The organism is Gracilibacillus salitolerans (assembly GCF_009650095.1).
Lineage (GTDB): Bacteria > Bacillota > Bacilli > Bacillales > Amphibacillaceae > Gracilibacillus > Gracilibacillus salitolerans.
Genome location: NZ_CP045915.1, coordinates 3,653,356 through 3,676,703 on the forward strand (window position 1 = coordinate 3,653,356; position 23,348 = coordinate 3,676,703).

The following is a 23,348-nucleotide window of genomic DNA, read 5'->3' on the forward strand; positions in this document are numbered from 1 at the left end:
TAATTACAACTAAACACGTTACACTCCTACCATTATAACATATTCTGCATTAGAAACCATATAGGATGATGGAAACTAAAAATAGGTCTTAAAGGAAAGAAAGACTAGTCATTACACCTGTTTTAACAACTGAAACTAGTCAGTATTTTAATATGTTTTAATTTTGAGAAAAAGGGAAGTAAATACTTTCGAAAATTGAATAATGTAACACACTTCTGCAAGCGTACTTTAAAAACCTCGCCAATAAAATGGACGAGGTCTATGCTTATGACTCCCATATATAGCTGTTATATGTTTTACTTAATGCTTCAAATGCTGCTTTATTATTATCATCAATAGATTGGTTAATTTCTTTTTCCAAGCGTGCCTTATTCCAAGTAAAACAAAGATCATCCAATACAAGCTGTGACGCTAATCTAATTTCATACGGAATTTCTCTTCTAGCTCTAAGTACTGTTTTTTGATTCATATTGAATACTTTCAATTGATAACTCACCTTATGTTTCTTCATGAAGCACGCCTCCCTTTCTATGCTCTACTTAAATACCATTTTATGACGAAAAATACTTTTTGTTAATGGTTATGAAACATATTCCCTGAAAATGGTTACCTTAAACGTAATTGTAATGCCTTAAAAGTATTTTTTCCCCATTAGGAAACACTATAAGTAGACGTAAAACACTCTCATTTGATAAGCTTATCTTACTATAGAGAAACATCGGAGGACAGCTTATGGATCAATATCATAAATATAAAGAAGGAGAAAAAGGTGCATGGCTAAGTATTATTACATACATTCTACTAGCTACTGTTAAATTAGCCATTGCCAGCATTGGTAATTCCTCCGCTTTACGAGCTGATGGTTTAAATAACGCCACTGATGTTGTGGCATCAATAGCCGTTTTAATTGGTTTAAAAATATCCCGAAAACCACCAGATGAAGACCACCATTACGGCCACTTCCGTGCTGAAATGATCGCATCACTAATCGCAGCCTTTATTATGATGATGGTTGGTATCCAAGTGCTATACGATACAGGGCAATCCATAATTAGAGGCGATTTTTCGCAACCGGATATGTTAACAGCTTGGACAGCATTAGGGGCTGCAATTATTATGTTTATCGTCTATCTATATAATTTACGTTTAGGGAAAAAAATTAACAGTACCGCACTGCAAGCAGCCGCTCAAGATAACAAATCAGATGCACTGGTGAGTATTGGGGCTTTTGTCGGGATTATAGGAGCTCAATTTCAACTATATTGGTTAGACCCTTTAGCTGGAGCAATTGTAGGTGTGATTATTTGTAAAACAGCTTGGGATATCTTTAGAGAAGCTACACATACACTAACTGATGGATTTCAACCAAACGAATTGGATCTAATAAAAAAAAGTATCGTTACCCATCCAGATGTATTAGACATTAAAGATGTAAAAGGCCGTTTGCATGGAAACCAAGCCTTAATCGAAGCGACTATTTATGTAAATCCACTGATGACAGTGGAGGAAAGTCATAAAATCACTGATCATATTGAGGAAAAATTAAAAGAAAAACACGACGTTCCTCATGCCCATATTCATATTGAACCCTATGGAGAAGAACAATAATTTCTATTTTGACATACTTTATGATTAAGGGGGCTAAAACCTCCCTTTCTTATCATTATTACTGTTCCATCTTTATATTTTCCCTTTTTATATCGATTAATGAATAAGAAAGGACTGTAACCAATAAGTTACAGTCCTTTCGTAATTAGTTTATCTAAAAGTAGGTCGATATTCACGAAACCGTATGCCGTTTCTTGATATGTTCCATGGCCAATTGTTGTTTGCTCTTGTTCTATTTTTTCTGCTCCGAAATGCAAGTAAAACTGATGGGTCGGATTATTCGTTAACACCCAAATTAATAAAGACTGGTAGCCTAATTCTTTCATTTCTTCTGCAAAAGCTTTTAACAGACGTTTTCCTAGTCCTTTACTTTGATGGGTTGGCAGTAAATAAATTGCAAAAATTTCTCCGTCATAACCAAAGCGATCGGTTCTTTCTTTACCTCCGGAAATAAACCCTACAATTTCCCCCGCTTCTTCAATCACTGTCACTGGTTGTTGTTGTCTTGGTAACTTCAGGATGGTTTCCCAATATATTTGCCGATGTTCTACTGTTGTGTTAGATAAATCGAGTTCATTGATTAAATTTTGATAGGTTGCTTTCCAGCTATGTACATGAACCTCTGCAATAGCTTTTGCGTCTTCAATACATGCTTTTCTAATATGATACATGGCTAACACCCTAACATTTAAATTGTTAAAAGAAACACTGTTAAAATCGCACTTAATACAACTAAAATAACATGGATTCTGAGCCAGGACAGCGCAATTGCCACTACACCTGCTATCACTCCAATGTATGGTTTTTCTGGCACCACTGTCATAATTCCCGGAAAAATAAGCGCACCTAAAGCTGCGTATGGAATCGCTTGCAGCCACTTATTCATCCAATCCGGAAATTGAATTAAATCAACGATAAAGGCTGGAATTATTCGAGGAATCACTGTGACAATTGCCATTCCAATAATAATGACCCAAATCATAATTTATCCTCCTCTAACACGAAAATGCCAATTAATGCTCCAACGATAGTACCAACGACAATTCCCCAACCCTGCCCAACGTATGGACTAACCAAATAATTAATCAGCATTGCAGTAATACTAATGATGGCAATCCGTTGATACTTTCGGATAGATGGAATCAGTAATCCAATAAACATAGCATATAACGCCACGCCCATGCTTTGACTTAAGTTTTGAGGAATGATATCGCCAAGCACTCCACCAAGGAAGGAGCCAAATACCCATGAAAGATAGGAAGTAAGCATAATCGTTCCATAGAAAAAGTACCCGTAAGCCTGATCTACTTGTTTTTTATAAATCGATGAAACAGAAAAAGTTTCATCTGTTAAACCTAATGATAAAGCAAATTTCCATTTCAGAGCATAATGCTTAATTTGGTTAATAAAAGATAGGCTCATGACAAAATGGCGGAAATTTAAAACAAACGTAGCAATGATAATCTCCAGAGCACTCACACCAAGTCCAATCATACCTGCACCCATAAATTGAGCTGCACCAGCATAGACAAGCAGACTCATACCAGTAAGCTCCATTAATGACATGCCAGCCTGCTTCGCTAAAACACCGTAAGCAATTGCTATCGGCAAATAGCCTAAAACAATGGGTGAACCGGCGATGAACCCATCTCTTATCTGTATCTTTATCCATTGTTTCTCCTCTAGGCCCATTACAACTGCTACTCCTTTATCTTAGTCTTCGATATTGTCTTGATCTGTTAAGATAATCGGCCCTTCTTTAGAAACCACTAATGTATGCTCAAATTGTGCAGAGCGTTCCCCGTCGATTGTACGCGCAGTCCAATTGTTATCATCCATTTTACTTTGCCATGCGCCTTCATTAATCATTGGCTCGATCGTAATGACCATTCCTTCTTTAAGACGAGGACCTTTGCCAGCTAAACCGAAGTGTGGGATTTGTGGATCTTCATGAATTGTTGGACCAATACCATGTCCAGTAAACTCACGAACAACGGAATAGCCTTCCGCTTCTGCATATTGTTGAATCGCATGACCAATGTCACCGATCCGATTTCCTGGCATTGCTTGTTCAATACCTTTATAAAGAGAAGTTTTTGTCACTTCTAATAATTTTTCTGTCTTTTCATCGGGTTCACCGACAACATACGTCCATGCGGAATCTGCCAAACCACCATTGAGATTGACAACCATATCAACTGTGACGATGTCGCCATTGGTGAGCTTTTCCTCACGTGGAAAACCGTGGCAGATTTCATCATTTACAGAAGCACAGGTAGCATATGGATAGTCATTATAGCCTTTTTGTTCTGGAGTTGCTCCATGTTCTGCTAAAAAGGATTCAACAAAAGAATCAATCTCTTTTGTTGTCACCCCAGGCTTAATCCGTTTGGCTATTTCTTTATGACAGCTTGCTAGTAATTTACCAGCTGCATGCATCATTTCTATTTCACGTTTACTTTTTCTAGTGATCATTTAAAACTTCCTTTCTAAATCCTTTACCAAAATTCATCTCTATAAAGTTTATCATATTTTGCTGAAAAGATGTGCAAGAAAATGCTCTTACCTATTCGAGTGTTTTAATTATAGATGAAGAGCTGCGGGCACTCCAGAAAAAATAAGTAATTTCCCAACTGTAACCGTAAAGTAAAACTTCCGTTAGTGAGGGTTTTTACGGACGATTAGCACCGGGATAAAGCAAATCTTTTTCATAACATGTTAAAAGCCCGTTTCATTTTTTTATGAAACGGGCCCCTTTCTTGTCAGACTATCTGAGATAGCCTATTTACTTTTTGGATTAATATCCGCCGTATCCCCAAGAAGCACCAATGATGATTAAGAGAATAAACAACACGACGATTAGCGCAAAACCTGAACCGTAACCATATTGTTGTGCACCCATCTATATCCCTCCTTATAATACTTACACTTATAAAGTATGTAAGAGGAAAGAAAATGGTCAATGTTATGAGCGAAAATGGGTGATAACCTATTTTAAAATATCTTTCACACTGTAATACTCCCCATTCTGGATGGACTCTTCATCTAAAAGGCGATCAACTAATACTTTAGCAACCACATCGGTCTCACGGAGTTTATTTTCCGTTTTATAATTTTTAAACTGATCGACATCGATAAATTGACTTGGATCTGCTGAGCGAATTTCTCTCTGCATATCTGTATCCATAATACTCGGATCAAATAAAAAAACTTTATTACCCGTTTGGAGTTTTTCTTGTTCCACTGCTACTGTATTGGTATAGCGATCAAGACCTGCTTTTGTACTTCCATACGCATTCCAGCCGTAAACTGATCGATTGGCAGCGCCTGACGTTACATTAGCGATAACCAATGAAAAGTCGGAATCACGCCACGCATTCAGCCATAAATTGGTCACCACCATTGGCGATAATAAATTGACGTGGACATGAGCGGTTAATTTCGCTGCATCTTGTTTCCCTACTTGTTCAATTGGTGTGACTAATGCTGCATTCTGAACCAATTGAAGTGATTCTATCGGTTGTTTTTTCATAAAGGAAATAATATTTTCAAATGTTTTTTCTGTTTGTTCCATATCAGCTAAGTCGACCTGATAATGTTTGTACTTACCTGGTAAATCAGCGTTTTCCAGTTCCTGATTTTCTCCTCTGGCAAGTCCAATCACATTAACAGATGCCTCCAACAGCAGTTTTGCTATCGATGCTCCAAGACCTTTTGACGTTCCAGTAACAACTGCATATTTCAAGTGATCACCTCATTTTTTTGCTTGATCTAATGCTTGTTTCATCGTAGATATTATATCAGCTGCATCTTCAATTCCAACTGAAATTCTGATTAAACCTTTCGTAATTCCTAATGCTTGTTGAGACAACTCTGGCAAGTTTCGGTGAGAAGTACCAATTGGATAAGATACCGTTGTTTCAACCCCAGCTAACGTCGCAACAATTTTGATCCAATCCAATGATTCAAAAAAGGTTGAAATATCGGCTTTGTTGGTAATATCGATCGTCACAATAGCGCCATTGCCTTGTTCCGAGACATATTCTGGGTAATAAACTCTGTCTACTGCAGGATGTTCGGCAAGTGCTTCTGCTAATTTGGCTGCATTTTTAACATGACGTTCCATGCGGACACTTAATGTTTTCAAACCTCTTACCGTTAACCATGCTTCAAATGGGCTTAAATTGGAGCCTAAATTGACAGTTTTTGTTTTTGCTTTCGCAATCAATTCCTCGTCTCCTGCTAGAACACCAGCCGTAATATCACTGTGACCGCCTAAATATTTCGTTGCACTATGTGCTACAAGGTTAACTCCCAATCTATAAGGTTGCACTAAATAAGGAGTAGCAAACGTATTATCCACCATTGTCTTGAGGTTATGCTTGTTGGCAATTTCGACTATCTTTTCTAGATTCTCTACTCTTAAAAGAGGATTAGTAATCGATTCTGTATAAAGTAATACCGTATTTTCTTTAATGGCGTTCTCTAGATCATTTTTAAAGGAGACAAAGCTTACTTCTATGCCAAAGGAAGTTAGTTCGTTTGCTAACAATTCATAGGTGCCTCCATACAAATCTTCTGATGCTACGATATGGTCACCCGCTTGTGCTATCGAAAGAATCCCAACCATAATCGCTGAAAGTCCGGATGAAGTGGCAAGTCCTGTCGGTGCCGTTTCTAATTTTGCTACTGCTTGGCCCAATTCATCTGTATTTGGGTTCCCTACTCTTGTATATAAATATTCTCGTTCACCATTGTAGAAATTCTCAATATCTTCTAAGTTTTGAAAGGTGAAAGCTGATGTTTGATGAATTGGTGTAACTTTTGTCGGTGTACCTTCTTTTCTTTTCATTGTTACGTGCACAGATTTCGTATCAAATCCTTGTCCCATTGTTGCTCGTCCTCTCTATCTAAACATTCTGACTTCTTTTCTAATAATACTACTTTAACGCAAAAATCAAGTTTTTCCAATTAAGAAAAACCTGACCTATCTAATCACGCTTGATTCTAAGTAGATAAAAACTTCGCACTAATTAAAATTTTCATAGTGAGACTTTCTTCCATTCTTTCTATAGAGAGTGCTGGAATACCGCTCCGGCAGAATACTGCGCTTTCCTGCGGGGTCTTCGGACGCGTGCTGTTCCCATAGGATTCTCCGTATTCTGCCTCCGCTGGTCCTAATGTTCTGATTGTTGAAAGAAGAAAATCTTCGGATATATGATCAAGGGACTTTTTCTCACTATTCCAAAACACTAGTCAAAGCTGCGGAAAAGTGCGACACTCCTGGGGGAACTCACGCGAGCTGAAGATCCACTTGGTGATGCGGTTTTCATCACCAAGTTAGCTAAAAACCGCCCCAGGAAAGGGAGTATTTTTCCGCAGCGGCGGTCAATCACTCCTCAAAATGCAGAATGGAAGAAAGTAAATCTAACTTCGCAGTTTATGTTTTTTGTACATCAATTTCTTTTTTGCTTAGTCTCTTAACCATGCCAAACACAATGTTCCGTGACCAGTGTGGACACCTGCTACTGGTACAAGTGTTTGAATGTTTACTTTTAATTCCGCGTGCAACTTTTCAATTTCATCTTTCCAATTATGTGCTTGATCTTTGACACCTGCATGTAATATGCAAATCTCTTTCAAATGATATTTTTCCATTGCATCATCTAATAATTGAAACATTTTTCGTTTCGCTCTCTTTTTAATCCGTACTTTGTCTTTGACGATAACCTTTCCGTCATCAAAGCCAAGGATCAAGTGAATATTTAATAATGATGCAAAAATAGATTGTGCCGCGCTTACTCTACCGCTTTTTCTTAGTTGTTCAAAACTTTGGGGCATTAAATACATCTGTGCAAATTCCGGATAGGACCTCAGTTTTTGTACAATATCAGCAAAACTTTTGCCACTCTCCGCCATTTGCACACCATTCTGAATCATTTTACCTAACGCGAAATCACCAATTTTCGAATCTATCACTTCCACATCAAAACCGACCATTTCAGATGCGGAAACCGAACTTTGGTATGTACCTGTAAGCTGACTGGAAGCATGAATAGCAATACCACAATCATACTCTTCTTTTAATTGCTCATATAACGTAATAAAGTCACCATAGGCAGGTTGACTCGTTTTCGCACCATCACCGTGTTCTTTTAATTTTTGATAAAACTCTTCTTTCGTTAAATCTACTTCTTCTTTATACGTTTTTCCATTGATGATTACATTTAAAGGAATAATAAAAATATCATGTTGTGCCGCATATTCTTTATCTAAACCACAAGAGCTGTCGGTAATCCATGCTATTTTTTTCAAGATACTCGCCCCATTTCCTGCACACCGTGTGCGATAGTTATTAGCATCTATTTTACTTGATTTAAGTAGTCAAGTAAATCGACAAATTACGCAAAACGGTAATAAATTAATATGAAAGTAGCCAATACAAAAATAAAGTTTAAGAAAACAAAAACAAATTGATCTATTTTTGTCTTATGAATTTTTATCGGAGGTTGATAAAACGATACCCCTTCGATAATGAAGATAATCAAAACAATATGAATCATCGCATGACCGATAATTTCTGTCATGCCGAATAGTAACGTTGTGGAGATAAATATAAGTGTAACGACCAAGCCAAGAATTCGATTCAAAATTCCTACAACTAATAAGTAACCAACGACAAACTCTACAAAAGCTGCCATCACAATAAAGATTTCCGGATCAAATCCAAAGGTAGGTACCTGATGATTAATAACAATATCCAATGTCATTGACGGATATACCCATTTTTCAACGGCGACCCAACAAAGACTTAGACCTGTTCCTAAATATAAGAAAGGAAAGCCCCAGTCTTCTAGGTTCGTTTTTCCGATAAATAATACGAAAATAATCGCTAAATAGAAACCATAATCCAACATATAAAACCAGCCATAATCCTGCCATACCGTAATAAACAGTGCTAACATGAAAAAGGCGGCCACTTTGGTACTGAGGTGATGAGGTATTAATAAGGCAATAATGATAAGACTCATTATTATTGTTTGCCAGAAGTCCGTTATTTCAAACTCTGGCGCAAACATCGTCCCTGATACAAGTTGAATAATTAATGCAAATGCTGTACCATATTTCAAGATATGACGAGAATATTTACGAATCCCATTAAGAAAATTGTTCACCTTTGTTGCATATGGTATTTTCAAAAAATAATCCATCACTTGTGATAGTATAGCTAAAATAATCGCTATAACAATCGCAAATGTAATAAAAAATGGTGATAGTATTTGCTCAATCGGAACCTTTTCCGGCTCGACTTTGGCAAACCATTTTACATGAGCAAAAGTAGTAATAGGTGTTGCTAATAAAAGTGCGATAACGAAAGATAATAGTCCTTTTTTACGTAATGACATGTTCTTCTCCTTTTATTTGTAGTCTATGATGCTCATCATATCATATGGAAGAAAGGAATAGATGTAATGATGAAAAAATTCCAACTTATTTTGGATGTAGGCGGTGTACTTGCGACTGACTTAGACCTCTTTTGGGAGGAACTAGTCAATCAGGCAGACCTTCCTTATGATAAAATCCGAGCCATTTACAGAACGGAAATTCGCGAACAACTATGGCAAGGTGATATTTCAGAGTATAATTTTTGGCAATGGCTTGATTATACATTTCCCGGAATCAACTTAGAATATTTACAAACAGTTATGCAGAAAAGCTTAGTTGAACTTGAAGGTATCCATCATGTTGAAACATGGAGTGCAGTCAGCAACATACATATTTTGAGTAACCACCGCTTAGAATGGCTTCAACCAGTTATTAATCGGCTCCAACCTTATTTAACTAGCTCCACTATTTCTTCTGAAGTTGGTGTCGCAAAGCCAGACCCAAGGATTTATGAGATTTGCGATAATCAATTAGATTTCGATCGTCCAATTTTATTTGTTGATAATAAAAAGGAAAACCTAATCCCTGCAGTTGAACTAGGTTGGCAAACGATTCATGCTGATCCCGATAATGAATGGATTGCAAAAGTGGATCGTCTCGTCTTAGGTTAGTGTCATCTGAATTTTTATGATTTTCCTGAAAGCTTTTCGAGCAACTTTCAGGGCTTTACTATCAACTTTTGGGAGTTCTCTATCAACTTTCCCAATTTACTATCAACTCAAACTAAAAAAAGGGCTGCACTAAACCATAATAGATTCAGCAGCCCCTTTTCTTGCCTAATGCATGGATGCGTGTCCTGATGTTAATACCCAAATGGAACCAAAGACAATAATTAATGCCAGGATAATACTGTTGACCATGTTGATGACATTAATGATCCCTTCTTTTCCTTCTGTCACGTGCATAAACATAAACAGTTGAATGATCGCCTGAAACAACGCTAATATTCCGATAACCCATAAAATAACGTTGCTGGAGAAATCAGTGTTAAATGATACAAAAACGGCTAGTAACGTTAGTGCAACCGACAGAACATAACCGACTAAAAGATTCCATGGAAAACGATGAGTCTTTGCACTCATTTACATCACCATTCCTTTCAGATAGACGAATGTAAAGATAAAAATCCATACTACATCTAAAAAGTGCCAGTAAAGACTTGAGATAAATAACTTACTGGATGTTTTTTCGGTAATCCCGCGACGAACAAGCTGCACTAGCAACAGGCTAATCCAAATAATCCCGAAGGTCACGTGTGCTCCGTGAGTACCTAATAGCGTGAAAAAGGCAGCAGTAAATCCACTCGTTTGAATCGTTGCACCTTCATGAACATAATGGATAAACTCATTAATCTCCATGTATAGGAAGCCTGCTCCTAGTAACAAGGTAATGATCATCCAGATGAGTACCCCTTTTTTGTCATGGTTACGCATCGAATGAATCGCTAACCCACTGGTAAAACTACTTGTTAATAAAATAAAGGTTTCGATCAAGACATCTTTTAGAATAAAGATGTCCTGACCCGCTGGTCCCCCAGCTGTGTTATGCTCTAATACGAAATAAGAAGCAAACAATGTGGAGAAAAGTACAATTTCCGCACCCAGGAAGACCCAAAAGCCTAAAATATTCATTTGACTTTGCTCTGTTTTATATTCTAACGGTGTAGTAGTATGGGATGTCATTGTAAATCACCTCTCCACTCTCTTTCTTCCTCTTCTAATTCATCAACCGGAATGTGATAACCATCGTCATAATCAAATGTGTTGGCAACTAAACCAACCACAATACCAACCGCTGCAATTATTGCCAACGGGATCCATTCAAAGACTAGGAAAAATCCGACCAAACCAAACGCACCTGCTAAAACGATTGGTGTCCATGAATTACTTGGCATATGAACGGGTTTTAAATCTGATTTTTTCAAACCTAATGTTCCTTTTTTCTTCTTATACCAGAAGTCATCTAAGTTCTCCACTTCTGGAACTACCGCAAAATTATAATGTGGTGCTGGAGAAGCTGTTGCCCACTCTAGCGAACGGGCATTCCACGGATCATTACCGACATTTCTCGATGCATAACGGAAGCTCCAGTAAATGTTGTAGCATAGTGCTGCAAATCCTGCTGCCATCACCAGAGATCCGACTGCTGAGAACCCTAGCCATGCACCCCATCCGGTACTTTCTGCATAAGTGTACATACGACGTGACATGCCGTCCAAACCAACAAAGAACATCGGCATAAATGTCATATTGAAGCCAATCACAAATAACCAGAAATGCCATTTACCGATTTTTTCGTTCAATTTGAAACCAAACATTTTAGGCCACCAGTAGTAAAGACCAGCAAATACTGCAAATACAACACCTGGTATTAATACATAATGGAAGTGCGCCACCAAGAACATCGTGTTATGGTATTGATAGTCCGCTGCTGCCATCGCTAGCATAACACCTGTTACCCCACCGATCGTAAAACATGGAATAAACGCTAATGCCCATAACATGGATGTAGAAAATTCAATCCTACCTTTACGCAACGTAAATAACCAGTTAAAGATTTTCACACCGGTCGGGATTGCGATCATCATTGTTGTTAGTGAGAAGATCGAGTTTACCGCTGCACTATTTCCCATGGTATAGAAGTGGTGTACCCAAACTAGCATACTTAAAAACGCTATACCGGCAACGGCATATACCATTGATTTATAACCGTATAAATTTTTCCGTGCAAAGGTTGCTATTACTTCTGAGAACATCCCGAATGCCGGTAGTACAACGATATATACTTCCGGGTGTCCCCATAACCAGAACAGATTCAGCCACAACATTGGATCGCCACCAGCTGCCACCGTGAAAAAGTGTGTGCCAAATAAACGATCTAACGTCATGTAAAGTAATGCTATAGTAAGAATCGGAAATGCTGCCACGATAATGATGGATGTGATAAATGTCGTCCAGACAAAAATTGGCAACTTCATCCAAGACATACCTGGTGCACGCATTTTAATAATCGTTACAACAAAGTTAATTCCCGTCGCTAACGTACCGATACCGGCTATTTGTAAAGAGATGGCGTAATAATTATTCCCGACGCCAGGTGTAAATTCTTTCCCAGCTAAAGGAAAGTAAGATGTCCAACCTGCATCAGGTGAACCACCTATAACAAATGAAAGGTTAAATAACATGGCCCCTGCAAAGAATATCCAAAAGCTGAAAGCATTCAGCTTAGGAAACGCCACATCACGTGCTCCGATTTGTAATGGGATAACGACGTTCATAATACCAATCAATAGTGGCATCGCCATAAACAGAATCATGATGACACCATGAGTAGTAAATATTTCATCATAATGCTGAGCATCTAATAAGTCCAATCCTGGTCTGGATGTTTGTGCCTTCATTAAAAGTCCATCCACACCACCTCTGAAGAACATGAGCACCCCAGCTAAAATGTACATAATACCTATTTTTTTATGATCAACTGTTGTGAACCATTCATTCCACAACCATTTCCATCTTTTTAAATACGTAATTAATGCAATTAAACCAACCATTGTCAGACCAATTGCAATTTGTGATGCCAAGATTAATGGATCACCTGTAACAAAAAATTCATCCAATGACATGTCGTTCACCACCTCTTTTAATGATGTGAGTGATCTGTGTTTGCAGATTCACTTGTATCTTCTGTGTCTTGATTTTCGTTTTCTTCTTCCTGGTCATCTTCACGACCTTCTTCCTGCTCTTCTTCGTCATCTCCGTGGTCAATTCGATATAATTCTGAGTCAATATATTTTTCTGAACCACCATGAGCATGATCAATCCACTCTAAATGTGTTCCATTAAATGTCATACGTCCCAAAACACCTGGCTCAAGGATTTCACTATATTTTTCTTCGGATAAATCCATCGCCGTGTTATGCACTTCATGTACCCATTCATTAAAATCTTCTTCTGTTTGTGCTTGAACTTCAAATTCCATGTGAGCATACCCTTGACCATTAAAGCTTGTGTTTCTTCCATAGAAAGAACCTGGTTTGTCTGCTACCAAGTATAGATTCGTTTGCATATTGGCCATCGTATATTTTTGCCCACCTAGTTCAGGTACCCAAAATGATTGCATCGTTCCTGCAGAGGTCATTTTGAATTGAACTGGGTGATCTGCTGGAATATTAATATAGTTCACTGTTTCAATATCCTGTTCCGGATAACTGAAAATCCATTTCCAATCCGCTGATGTTACATGGATAACAAGCGGTTCTTCCTCTTCATAGCCTTGGGGAATATCCTCAACCTCATAAATAGTCTTCATCGTTGGAATCATCAAGGCAATAACAATAATGACTGGGATCGTAAACCATGTTATTTCAAGAAGATGGTTTCCTTTTTCCTCTTCTGGTTCAAAATCACTGTCATCCTTTCGAGCTCTGTATTTCCAAACAATATAGCCAAATAACACAAAAATAACGACTACAATAACTAACATAAAGATAATCGAATATACAATTAAATCTGTTAAACTTCTTGCAACAGGTCCTTTAGGATCAAATACGAGCAGTTTTGATTCACAGCCTGCAAGTAAAACAGGAATTAACAATAAAGTGAGAGCATATACGAGCTTCTTCATTGCATTCATGGTGTTTCTCCTTTCGTCAAAAAACATTTCTATTACTTTACATACCCTTTTGTTTCATAAGTAAAATTACATCTGTTTTCATTGTGACAGGTAAATGTGATGAAAGTATGATGAAGTGATAAATGTCATAATTTGTTCAAAATAAAGTGAGACTATGATCAATGGGGGTTACCTCCACTGATCATTAGTGAAACTTATCAGGGTGTTAGCTCTGTTATCCCCCACCTAGCTTCCTTGTGTTAATTGAAGTTTGAAGTGGGGATTTTACAGACGATTAGCACCGTGATAACATCATCCATTTTACTAATAGCGCATTTTTCTATACTATTTGAGTAGAAACAAAAATGAAGGTTGAGAGGGATAGAAATGAAGACGATATTAATTGTCGATGACGAACAACAAATGAGAATGATGTTAACTTTATATTTAAGAAAAGATTTCAAACTGATAGAAGCTGAAAATGGCAACGAAGCCATCCATGTATTAAAACAAAATGAGGTTGACCTCGTTTTGTTAGATATTATGATGCCCGAGTTAGACGGGATAGAAGCGTGTAAGCAAATGAAAAAAATCAAACCTGGCACTCCGATTATCTTGCTTACCGCATTAAACGAAACCTCTCAAAAAGTAGAAGGTTTAACAATTGGAGCAGATGATTACGTGGTAAAACCATTTGAGCCGGAAGAATTGTTAGCACGGATTCAAGTACAGCTCCGGCATTTTCAAAAAGAAGGGGAACAGACAAAAAACATACAGTTCAACGAATTACAAATCGATCCTGATTCCCATACCGTTATGGTTAAAGGAAAAGAAATCAAATACAGTCCAAAAGAATTTGATTTACTGTATTTGATGGCATCCCATCCAAATCGGGTCTACACGAGGGAACAGCTGTTGGATTTAATATGGGGGTTGGATGATATTGTCGATATTAGAACAGTCGATTCACATGTCCGTTACGTGCGAGATAAATTGAAGAAAGCTGGCATCTCCCATCAGCCAATAGAAACTGTATGGGGTGTTGGTTACAAATTTAACCGGAGGGATAACAATGAAACTTAATAGTGTAGTTTTTAAGCTTGGCGCTACCATCTTATTTTTACAACTCATTATTTTAATTCCACTTGGGTATATTATTTTACAACTTATTTTAAACTACTCGATGAATCAAACGGAACAGCAGCTTATACAGCTGTCAGGAAAATACGCAACACAAGTAAACAGTATAGATGATCCAGAAAGTCTTCAGCTATTGGAACACCTCGCAGATATGACCGATACCAGTGCGGTTATCCTAGATCAAAATGGAGATACGGTATTACAAACAAACTGGCACGAAGATATTACTGATGAAGTACTCGCCAATCCGCAGATTAAGCAGTTAGAGGCCGGAGAAACAATAGTAGATGATTACACGTTTAACAGTACGACTTATTTAAAAGTAGCGCAGCCGATCACGAATCAGGGTGGTATTCAAGGAAGTGTCGTTTTATTCTCTTCATTCGGACTCATCAGTAATTCGATTCATAATATTATCTTCCTAGTGATTTTGGCAAGTTTAGGAGCAGTTGCTTTAGCAATCGGATTTACTTTCTTTATTTCAAAAAAATTAGGGGCACCATTAATCACGATGGAGAAAGTCGCCAAACAAATAGCAGAAAAAAAGAATTTCTCTTTACGTGTAGATTATAAAGCGAATGATGAAATCGGATCTTTGGCACATGCCATCAACCATCTATCCGAAACTTTGGAACGCTACCAGACAAACCGTAATGAATTTTTCTCGAATATCACACATGAACTGAAGACGCCATTAACCTATGTAAAAGGATATGCCAATGCCGTTCGTCATGAGATGTATCAAAATAGAGAGGAACGCGATGAATTTCTTGAAATTATTGAGAATGAAACAGATCATATCAGTAATCTAATGGATGACCTCACCGACTTATCCAAAATCGAGGAAGGCAAAATCGATTTAAATAAAGAAGATATCAATGTAAATAAACTAGCAGAGGAAATGGTTAGACGATCCCAGTTCAGGGCTTCGGAAAAAGGACTAACCATGAATCTGGATGTACCGGACAGTATCGTCTTTTTATTCGCTGACAAAAACAGACTCGATCAAGTATTAACAAATCTTGTCGAAAATGCCGTTCGCTACACAGAAAAAGGAAGCATTACACTAAAAGTAAAAGAAGAACGTGATGAGGTAATGATTCGGGTAAAAGATACAGGTATTGGTATTAAGAAAGAAGACATACCTTACCTATTTGAGCGTTTCTATCGTGTTGATAAATCACGTTCTCGGGCTAATGGCGGAACCGGATTAGGTTTAGCCATTGTAAAAAATTTAGTTGAAATGCATGAAGGAGACATCGAGGTTGATAGTGAATTAAATAAGGGAACAACGATCACATTACGCTTTCCGAAAGAGGAGGATCCACAGCATGCGATATCAAGGTAAAGTTGTGGTCGTAACAGGAGGAGCAAATGGCATCGGTAAAGCTATCACAGAAAGCTACCTAGCTGAAGGTGCAACAGTTGTGGTGGCAGATATCGAGAAGCCCCAAAATGCTGACATCTATTTCCTAAAGACTGATGTCAGTAAAGCTAAGGATATTGAACAACTTTTTCAACATATAACGGATTCCTTTTCCAAATTGGATATCCTAATTAATAATGCGGGTGTCTCCACTTTCGGGGACTTTTACGAAATTTCAGTGGAAGACTGGGATAAAGTGATTAATACGAACTTAAGAAGCACCTTTTTATGCTCGCAAAAAGCTGCACTTATCATGCGCAAACAACCTACAGGAGGAAGCCTTGTCCATATTGCCTCCACACGTGCCTTTATGTCAGAAGCGAATACCGAAAGCTACGCGGCAAGTAAAGGAGGGATCTTCGCATTAACTCATGCTTTAGCTATGACATTGCAGGACGACCAGATTACGAGTAATGCGATCAGTCCCGGTTGGATCCAAACGAGTGACTACGAGAAGCTTCGACCGATTGATCATACACAACACCCATCGAAACGGGTAGGCAAACCAGAAGATATCGCAAGAGCTTGTTTATTTTTAACCGATCCAGCCAACAACTTCATCAATGGTGAGAACCTGGTTATAGATGGTGGCATGACTCGGAAAATGATTTACGAACCTTAAAAGAAAGGACGAGCACATAATGGAACTGCAACTGATCGAAGTCTATATCCCTGCCCATCGATTTGAACGATTTCTGAAAGAAGTAGAAGAATACCATGTAATCGAAAAATGGTATACGAAAATCTCGGAAGACGAACAATTAGCCAAAATATTAATCGAAAAAAAATATGCAGAAGAGATATTAGATTTTCTGGAAGTAAACGACCGTGGCCAAGATAATATACGAGCACTACTCTATAATATTTCGACATATGTACCAAGGATTGAAGTTGACAAGGAAGAAGACGAAGCAGAGAATCCCGAAGAAAAACAAAAAGAAATTACCCGTGCCAGTCGCCATGAATTATATAATGTTGTGCAATCATCCAGTACTTCCAGTGTAAATTATATATGGATGTTGCTATTATCTTCTGTGGTTGCAACAGCCGGAATCGTTAAAGATAGTCCTGCTATTGTGATCGGTGCGATGGTAATTGCACCCTTGATCGGTCCTTTTACTGCGCTTGCTTTTGCTGCAACATTAGGTGATTATAATTTGATGAAAAGATCTGTTCTCACATGCTTATATGGTTTGGCGATTCCAGTCGGGATAGCGATTATTTTCGGATTACTCTTTACTTTGCCGGTTAATAGTGATGAATTTTTGGCGAGGACTAACATTGAATTGATGGATATAGTTGTAGCGCTTGCCGCTGGTACTGCAGGTGCAATGTCATTTGCAAAACGGGTTTCTGAAGCACTCGTTGGGGTAATGGTCTCTGTCGCATTATTACCACCTGCTGTAGTTCTGGGAATGATGCTAGGGGCTTTGGAATTTCAACAAGCTCTAACCCCATTGATTCTCTTAATGGTCAATATAAGTGCCATTCTTTTCTCAGCTATCGTTGTTTTTTGGACGAGTGGCATTGAACCGGTTAATTGGAGCGAAATTCAAGTTGCCCATACATCGAAAACCTATGCACTAATATTCATCAGTAGCGTCATTATTATCCTTGCTGTGATGATTATTATTATCCAATTTTGACAATAACCACACCGCCCCGCTTTTTTTAACACAGACTCAGATCAGGTTTGTCTCCTTTCAACCTTTCTCGAATGAATGCTAAATCAACCAAAGTATGTTGTCGAAGCATATCCTAGCTGCGTTTTATAGATTTTAAGTATTAATTTTTTTACAAAAACTTTACAATGCATTCCTTGTTGGGATATGACGGGATTGCTATAATTTACAGAGATAGGGAGGCTATTATGACTAGAGAAAAAAACACATTTCGCGATTATTTATTCATTCTGTGGATTGCGACTCGATTAGGCTTCACCTCATTCGGTGGCCCTGTGGCACATCTCGGCTATTTCCATGAGGAATACGTACGGCGAAAAAAATGGCTCGATGAAAAAGCTTATGCGGATTTAGTAGCATTGTGCCAATTCCTGCCTGGACCTGCCAGCAGTCAAGTCGGCATTGGTGTCGGAATCATTCGTGGTGGTATATTAGGTGGTATTCTTGCCTTTCTTGGCTTTACCTTACCATCGGTTATTGTCCTCATCTTATTTGCATTAGCTTTACATCAATTTTCCTTTTATGATGCAAGCTTTATCCATGGTTTAAAAATTGTTGCCGTAGCAGTTGTCGCCCATGCAATTATGGGAATGGGTGCTAAGTTAACACCTGATTTACCAAGAAAAACGATAGCCATAATCGCAGTTACTGTCAGTCTAGCTTGGCAAACAACGATTACACAAGTAATAATCATCTTGGTCGCAGCGGCAATCGGTATTTTCTTTTTCCAAAAACAAGAGAAACAAGAACAACCTGCACGATTAAGTTTAGGCTTATCTAAGAAAACAGCTATTATTAGTATTGCTTTATTTTTTATCTTATTAGCCGTGCTTCCAATTGTCAGTCGGATAACAGATTGGCAATGGTTGGCGATGTTTGACAGCTTTTATCGTTCTGGTGCTCTTGTTTTTGGCGGAGGGCATGTCGTTTTACCATTACTGGAGCAAGAATTTGTACCAACTGGCTGGGTATCCGAACAAGAATTTTTAGCAGGTTATGGGGCTGCACAAGCAGTACCTGGTCCGCTTTTTACCTTTGCGGCATACCTTGGAACGGTAATCGGCGGCATTCCTGGTGGTTTACTCGCAACAGCTGCTATCTTTCTACCAGCCTTTTTACTTATTATAGGTACGTTACCTTTCTGGCATGCGTTACGTCATGTTTCCTCGGTACGTGGTGCCTTAGTCAGTGTAAATGCAGCGGTTGTCGGCCTGTTAATTGCTGCCTTTTATCAGCCAATCTGGACAAGCACGATTATAGAAACAAAAGATTTTATCTTAGCTGCCATTCTCTTTAGTTTGTTAGCGTTTTGGAAGCTGCCATCATGGGTGGTTGTAATTATCGGACTGATCGGTGGCATCTTATTACCATATGTACCTTTTTAGTGATCGGATATTTCCGGTCACTTTTTACTTTTAGTGAATATCAAGGTGCTTTTTCTAATTATCTGGATACTCCTATTTTTCTTGCACATTTCCATTATTCATTTTATAATATGAATACATGTTCATATATTGTATTAAAGGAGGATATTGCATGGGACATCATCACGGACATGGTCATAGTCATGATCATCATCATACAAACAATAAAAAGGCGTTATTGATCAGCTTTATACTTATTGCGACATTTATGGTTATCGAAGTCATTGGGGGTATTCTCACCAATAGTTTGGCGTTATTATCTGACGCTGGTCACATGTTGAGTGATGCGTTCGCTCTAGGATTGAGTTTATTTGCATTTAAATTAAGCGAAAAAGCAGCAAACGCCCAGAAAACATATGGTTATAAACGATTTGAAATATTAGCGGCGTTTATCAATGGTGTCACACTTCTAGCCATTTCTATTTATATTTTTTATGAAGCATATCATCGCTTTTTAGAACCGCCTAATGTAAGTCCGATGATGCTTTGGATTGCCGTTACCGGACTTATCGTTAATATTATCGTTGCCTTTATATTAATGAACGGCGGAGATACAAAAGGTAACTTAAATATGCGCAGTGCATTGCTGCATGTATTAGGAGATTTACTTGGATCGGTTGGTGCGATTATTGCCGGGCTATTGATTATGTTCTTTAATTGGAATATGGCAGACCCAATTGCAAGTATTATTGTCGCTGTTCTCATTTTAATTAGTGGTTACCGAGTCTCTCGTGATTCTTTTCATATTTTAATGGAAGGTACCCCTAGTTATATATCATATGAGGACATTGAAAACAAATTGGTCCAATTAGATGGAGTCACCAATATTCATGATTTACATGTCTGGACAATCACTTCAGATTTTCCAGCGTTGAGCTGTCATATGGTTGTCGAAGAAAATGTTGATCGAGATCAGCTATTAATAAAGGCAGCAAATTTATTACATGATGATTTTGCTATTCATCATACAACGATTCAAATAGAGGGCGTGCAGACAGATATGGAACATGATGAAAACAATTGTAATTGATCACAGGAGGGTTGTGTAATGTCAGACGAAAATTATCAACCATTAGATGAAGAAACACTGTTTTTAGTATCTCAAACCTTTAAAGCGTTAGCTGATCCGACACGAATTCGCATTTTACATTTATTGTTTAATCGTGAATTATCGGTCTCAAATATTGCGGTACAATTGGATCTCAATCAATCAAATGTCTCCCATCAATTACGTTTTTTGAAAAATTTACGACTAGTAAAATATAGGCGAGACGGTAAAACGATTTATTATTCTCAGGATGATGAACACGTGATGAAAATATTGCAGCAATCGATTGACCATGCGACACATCACTGAAAGAGACTCATGAACTCATGTAAATACAAAAACACATGCGTTTCACCATGGAGGAAAACGCATGTGTTTTTTTCTGTTCTACACACATGAAAAGGATTGAATTCTTTCTGTATCTATGCCGAAATATACCCAGTTAAATCCTGTCCAGCGATAGCCGGCTACCGAGCGTCGGCCTATATAAGTTGGATAAAACCAGAATGAGTTATACCGACTGAGCCAGACATAAGTAAATCGGTATAAGCACCCTCTCATTGAACCAGGATCAACTGCATATAATTGTGGCCCGTCACCTAGCTGTTGCGCTTGTTGCGGTATTTGTGCAGGTGGTGGACCTGTTGGCGGCATACCTTGTGGTCCCTGGCCGAAATCTGGTGGTCCAAATGGTGGTGGAGATGATGGACCGCCTCCTTGTCCCGTACCTGGATAACCCCGTTGAGATAATGGCAAGAACTGACCATTGTTTGGATACACATTTCCATATTGATCATACATATATTGTTGAGATGGATAGTATTGTTCCATGATGATTAACCTCCCGTCTCTAACACTATATGTTTTGCGGAAGGTTAGGTAATTTGTCCATATTTAAAATAGGCGCTTACTGTTCATTTATTTTAATATATAAATCATGTATTGTTTCATCACCTTGCATAGTATATCCTATATCTATTTTCATTGTTTCTAAAGCCAATTCATGTTCTTTCCCATACTGATACATCTCACCAAAGCTTTGCGCAATGGAAACTAAACTTCCTTCGTGCTTATGATATAAGTAGCTAGCTGAAGGAATAACGATCATTTCCATTCCTTCAGGAACTTCGACTTGGTTTTCTACTTCTACACAAATACATTGGGTATAGATTGCGTCATTTTCTTCTAAACTTATGTCCATCATTGTATCCGATTTTCTCTGTTTCACTTCCGCTAATCTATTGTTAAACTCGTCCCACTTTACTGGCATTTCCCGGATTAATCCTTTCCAATCTCTTTTTATTTTAATACCCACTACTGTCATTTCTGCTTTTTTAACAATATTCAACTTTTCCACCTCTTCATTAGAAAAATGGGAAATCCACTACCATTAATACTTGTTTTATTTCTATCTTTACCTGCTACCAAATCCTAACTGTAATCCTTTAAAAACAGTAAAAAAAAGAACCAGTACGAAATACTGATTCTACATTTCTACTTTATACGTAACAATTCCTGCTTTATGAGATATATTTTTTCATCACTTTTGCACCATTACACGAGAATAAGCATTCTTTATCTTCCATAATGGTTTCAAGATGGACGTCTCTTCCCCATAATCGATAGATATAAGGCAACGTTTTCTCTAAATAACGTACATCCAACTCTACATCTTCGTAATGATGGCGAATATATAACTCTCCATTACGCAAATAGTCACCATCTTCAACCGTCAAATAAGGAAACCCACCGTTTAATCTGGTTGAAATTAGTTGATCACGTACATCTTCCCAATTTTTATCAACAATTTTATATTCTGGTCCTTGTTTTTGAAAAAGGTACAAATCTTCCTTTTCAACTAGTTCTTTTGTTAAATAATTGCGCATAAAAGAGATATCTGATTCTATTTCACGAACTTCGAAAATCTTTTCTTTTCCGGTCCCAGGTTCTGCACCAAATCGTTTCATTTCTTCTGAAGGGTTGTTGTAACGTTCTTCAATATCTTCAAACATTTTTACTCCAAGGTAATAAGGATTAATCTGTGTAGTCGACGGTTGAACAACACTGGCATTCAGTGAAGCAAATTCTACTGTTTCATCATTTGTTAAATCTAACTCTCTTACAATTCGTTGATGCCAATACGTCGCCCATCCTTCATTCATAATTTTAGTTTCCAATTGTGGCCAAAAATAAAGCATTTCCTCACGCATCATCGTTAAGATGTCTCGCTGCCAATCCTCTAATTCTCTGCTATGCTCTTCAATAAATAATAAAATATCTTTTTCAGGATGTGGTGGGAAAGTCTTTTTCTTTTTGGTTGGCCCTGAACTTGCTGAAGTCTGCTGATCTAAATCCCATAAATCATCGTATTCTGTTCTTCTACGCTGTTGTTCTTCTTCCTCATCATTTTTTTGCCAATCTAATTGTGCTTTTAATAAGGTCGGGTCGATGTGCTCTTGAATAGCGAGCACTGCATCAAGAAATTTTTCTACTTCTTTTATGCCATATTGTTTCTCATATTTCGCTACACGCTCAGCTGTCGCAGCCATGCTCTCTACCATATCGCGCTTCGTATTTTGAAACCGCACATTGTTTTTAAAAAAGTCACAATGTGCTAATACATGGGCTACAATCAATTTATTTTGAATCAAACTATTAGAATGTAATAAGAAAGCATAACAAGGGTTGGAATTGATCACCAATTCATATATTCTACTCAACCCAAGATCATATTGAAGTTTCATCCGGTGAAATTGTTTTCCGAAGCTCCAATGCGAAAATCTTGTCGGCATCCCATAGGCACCAAATGTATATAATATTTCAGGCGGACAAATCTCATACCGCATCGGATAAAAATCTAAGCCAAATCCTTCTGCGATCTCGGTAATTTCGTGAATCGCTTTTTCTAATTTTTTTTTATCTTCTGCTTTCAAACAAAACACCTCCACTATAATATATGA

26 protein-coding genes are annotated in these 23,348 nt (G+C 37.8%); 9 read left to right on the forward strand and 17 right to left on the reverse strand.

What is annotated here, in order from left to right; all coding sequences use genetic code 11:
- Positions 1-265 precede the first annotated feature (265 nt).
- Positions 266-511 (reverse strand): IDEAL domain-containing protein, encoded by a 246-nt coding sequence (locus tag GI584_RS17550; RefSeq protein WP_100359501.1) that lies wholly within the window; start codon positions 509-511, stop codon positions 266-268.
- A gap of 221 nt (positions 512-732) precedes the next feature.
- Between GI584_RS17550 and GI584_RS17555 the strand changes: the two genes are divergently transcribed.
- Positions 733-1,608, forward strand: a complete 876-nt coding sequence (locus tag GI584_RS17555; RefSeq protein WP_100359500.1) for a cation diffusion facilitator family transporter — start codon at positions 733-735, stop codon at positions 1,606-1,608.
- Between the two features lie 128 nt (positions 1,609-1,736).
- On the opposite strand, the gene GI584_RS17560 is transcribed toward GI584_RS17555, so the two are convergent.
- The 9 genes from GI584_RS17560 to GI584_RS17600 form a co-directional block, all read right to left on the reverse strand.
- Entirely contained in the window at positions 1,737-2,279 is a 543-nt protein-coding gene (locus tag GI584_RS17560) for a GNAT family N-acetyltransferase (protein WP_153792025.1), read from the reverse strand.
- 17 nt (positions 2,280-2,296) lie between these two features.
- Positions 2,297-2,590, reverse strand: coding sequence for an AzlD domain-containing protein (locus tag GI584_RS17565; protein ID WP_194842029.1), 294 nt, complete (start codon positions 2,588-2,590; stop codon positions 2,297-2,299).
- Positions 2,587-3,300: an AzlC family ABC transporter permease gene (locus tag GI584_RS17570; protein WP_100359497.1), complete on the reverse strand. Its 714-nt coding sequence runs from the start codon at positions 3,298-3,300 to the stop codon at positions 2,587-2,589. Before GI584_RS17570 ends, GI584_RS17565 begins: the two co-directional genes overlap by 4 nt.
- Before the next feature lie 21 nt (positions 3,301-3,321).
- Positions 3,322-4,083 (reverse strand): type I methionyl aminopeptidase, encoded by a 762-nt coding sequence (map, locus tag GI584_RS17575; RefSeq protein ID WP_100359496.1) that lies wholly within the window; start codon positions 4,081-4,083, stop codon positions 3,322-3,324.
- A 322-nt stretch (positions 4,084-4,405) separates the two neighbouring features.
- Positions 4,406-4,510, reverse strand: a complete 105-nt coding sequence (locus GI584_RS17580) for a YjcZ family sporulation protein (RefSeq protein ID WP_089741197.1) — start codon at positions 4,508-4,510, stop codon at positions 4,406-4,408.
- Positions 4,511-4,597: 87 nt separating this feature from the next.
- Positions 4,598-5,353 carry a (S)-benzoin forming benzil reductase gene (locus GI584_RS17585; RefSeq protein ID WP_153792027.1) on the reverse strand — a complete coding sequence of 252 codons (756 nt, stop codon included), beginning with the start codon at positions 5,351-5,353 and terminating at the stop codon, positions 4,598-4,600.
- 9 nt (positions 5,354-5,362) lie between these two features.
- A complete protein-coding gene (locus GI584_RS17590) occupies positions 5,363-6,499 on the reverse strand; it encodes a trans-sulfuration enzyme family protein (protein ID WP_100359494.1) in 1,137 nt (378 codons plus the stop codon).
- A 581-nt stretch (positions 6,500-7,080) separates the two neighbouring features.
- On the reverse strand, positions 7,081-7,923 hold the full coding sequence (locus GI584_RS17595) for a DegV family protein (RefSeq protein WP_100359492.1): 843 nt from the start codon (positions 7,921-7,923) through the stop codon (positions 7,081-7,083).
- Positions 7,924-8,009: 86 nt separating this feature from the next.
- On the reverse strand, positions 8,010-9,014 hold the full coding sequence (locus GI584_RS17600; RefSeq protein WP_153792028.1) for a DoxX family membrane protein: 1,005 nt from the start codon (positions 9,012-9,014) through the stop codon (positions 8,010-8,012).
- 66 nt (positions 9,015-9,080) lie between these two features.
- Here GI584_RS17600 and GI584_RS17605 point away from each other — a divergent pair, with 66 nt between their 5' ends.
- A complete protein-coding gene (locus GI584_RS17605) occupies positions 9,081-9,665 on the forward strand; it encodes an HAD family hydrolase (protein WP_100359490.1) in 585 nt (194 codons plus the stop codon).
- Positions 9,666-9,830: 165 nt separating this feature from the next.
- Here the strand turns inward: GI584_RS17605 and qoxD are convergent, their stop codons facing one another.
- The 4 genes from qoxD to qoxA are packed head-to-tail and all read right to left on the reverse strand — an operon-like array spanning position 9,831 to position 13,689.
- Entirely contained in the window at positions 9,831-10,136 is a 306-nt protein-coding gene (gene qoxD / locus GI584_RS17610) for a cytochrome aa3 quinol oxidase subunit IV (protein WP_100359489.1), read from the reverse strand.
- Positions 10,137-10,736, reverse strand: coding sequence for a cytochrome aa3 quinol oxidase subunit III (gene qoxC, locus GI584_RS17615; protein ID WP_153792029.1), 600 nt, complete (start codon positions 10,734-10,736; stop codon positions 10,137-10,139). It abuts the gene before it with no gap.
- Positions 10,733-12,679 (reverse strand): cytochrome aa3 quinol oxidase subunit I, encoded by a 1,947-nt coding sequence (gene qoxB / locus GI584_RS17620; protein WP_153792030.1) that lies wholly within the window; start codon positions 12,677-12,679, stop codon positions 10,733-10,735. Before qoxB ends, qoxC begins: the two co-directional genes overlap by 4 nt.
- 17 nt (positions 12,680-12,696) lie before the next feature.
- Positions 12,697-13,689 carry a cytochrome aa3 quinol oxidase subunit II gene (gene qoxA, locus GI584_RS17625; RefSeq protein ID WP_407647369.1) on the reverse strand — a complete coding sequence of 331 codons (993 nt, stop codon included), beginning with the start codon at positions 13,687-13,689 and terminating at the stop codon, positions 12,697-12,699.
- A 366-nt stretch (positions 13,690-14,055) separates the two neighbouring features.
- On the opposite strand from qoxA, the gene GI584_RS17630 reads away from it, so the two are divergent.
- The 7 genes from GI584_RS17630 to GI584_RS17660 all read left to right on the forward strand — a co-directional run bounded on the left by GI584_RS17630 (position 14,056) and on the right by GI584_RS17660 (position 20,697).
- Positions 14,056-14,751, forward strand: coding sequence for a response regulator transcription factor (locus GI584_RS17630; protein WP_153792031.1), 696 nt, complete (start codon positions 14,056-14,058; stop codon positions 14,749-14,751).
- Complete coding sequence (locus GI584_RS17635) at positions 14,741-16,156, forward strand: sensor histidine kinase (protein ID WP_153792032.1); 1,416 nt, start codon at positions 14,741-14,743, stop codon at positions 16,154-16,156. Before GI584_RS17630 ends, GI584_RS17635 begins: the two co-directional genes overlap by 11 nt.
- A complete protein-coding gene (locus GI584_RS17640) occupies positions 16,140-16,856 on the forward strand; it encodes an SDR family oxidoreductase (protein ID WP_153792033.1) in 717 nt (238 codons plus the stop codon). The genes GI584_RS17635 and GI584_RS17640 overlap by 17 nt, the downstream gene beginning before the upstream one ends.
- Before the next feature lie 19 nt (positions 16,857-16,875).
- Positions 16,876-17,880: a TIGR00341 family protein gene (locus tag GI584_RS17645; RefSeq protein ID WP_100359483.1), complete on the forward strand. Its 1,005-nt coding sequence runs from the start codon at positions 16,876-16,878 to the stop codon at positions 17,878-17,880.
- Between the two features lie 224 nt (positions 17,881-18,104).
- Entirely contained in the window at positions 18,105-19,301 is a 1,197-nt protein-coding gene (chrA, locus tag GI584_RS17650; protein WP_153792034.1) for a chromate efflux transporter, read from the forward strand.
- 151 nt (positions 19,302-19,452) lie between these two features.
- Positions 19,453-20,370, forward strand: a complete 918-nt coding sequence (locus GI584_RS17655; protein ID WP_100359481.1) for a cation diffusion facilitator family transporter — start codon at positions 19,453-19,455, stop codon at positions 20,368-20,370.
- A gap of 18 nt (positions 20,371-20,388) precedes the next feature.
- Positions 20,389-20,697, forward strand: a complete 309-nt coding sequence (locus tag GI584_RS17660; RefSeq protein ID WP_100359480.1) for an ArsR/SmtB family transcription factor — start codon at positions 20,389-20,391, stop codon at positions 20,695-20,697.
- Positions 20,698-20,775: 78 nt separating this feature from the next.
- On the opposite strand, the gene GI584_RS17665 is transcribed toward GI584_RS17660, so the two are convergent.
- The 3 genes from GI584_RS17665 to GI584_RS17675 all read right to left on the reverse strand — a co-directional run bounded on the left by GI584_RS17665 (position 20,776) and on the right by GI584_RS17675 (position 23,321).
- Entirely contained in the window at positions 20,776-21,219 is a 444-nt protein-coding gene (locus GI584_RS17665) for a hypothetical protein (protein ID WP_100359479.1), read from the reverse strand.
- A 76-nt stretch (positions 21,220-21,295) separates the two neighbouring features.
- Positions 21,296-21,736 (reverse strand): GyrI-like domain-containing protein, encoded by a 441-nt coding sequence (locus GI584_RS17670; protein WP_153792035.1) that lies wholly within the window; start codon positions 21,734-21,736, stop codon positions 21,296-21,298.
- 172 nt (positions 21,737-21,908) lie between these two features.
- The gene (locus tag GI584_RS17675) at positions 21,909-23,321 is read right to left on the reverse strand and encodes a SpoVR family protein (RefSeq protein WP_153792036.1); all 1,413 of its coding nucleotides are present in this window, start codon (positions 23,319-23,321) and stop codon (positions 21,909-21,911) included.
- Between the last annotated feature and the right edge of the window lie 27 nt (positions 23,322-23,348).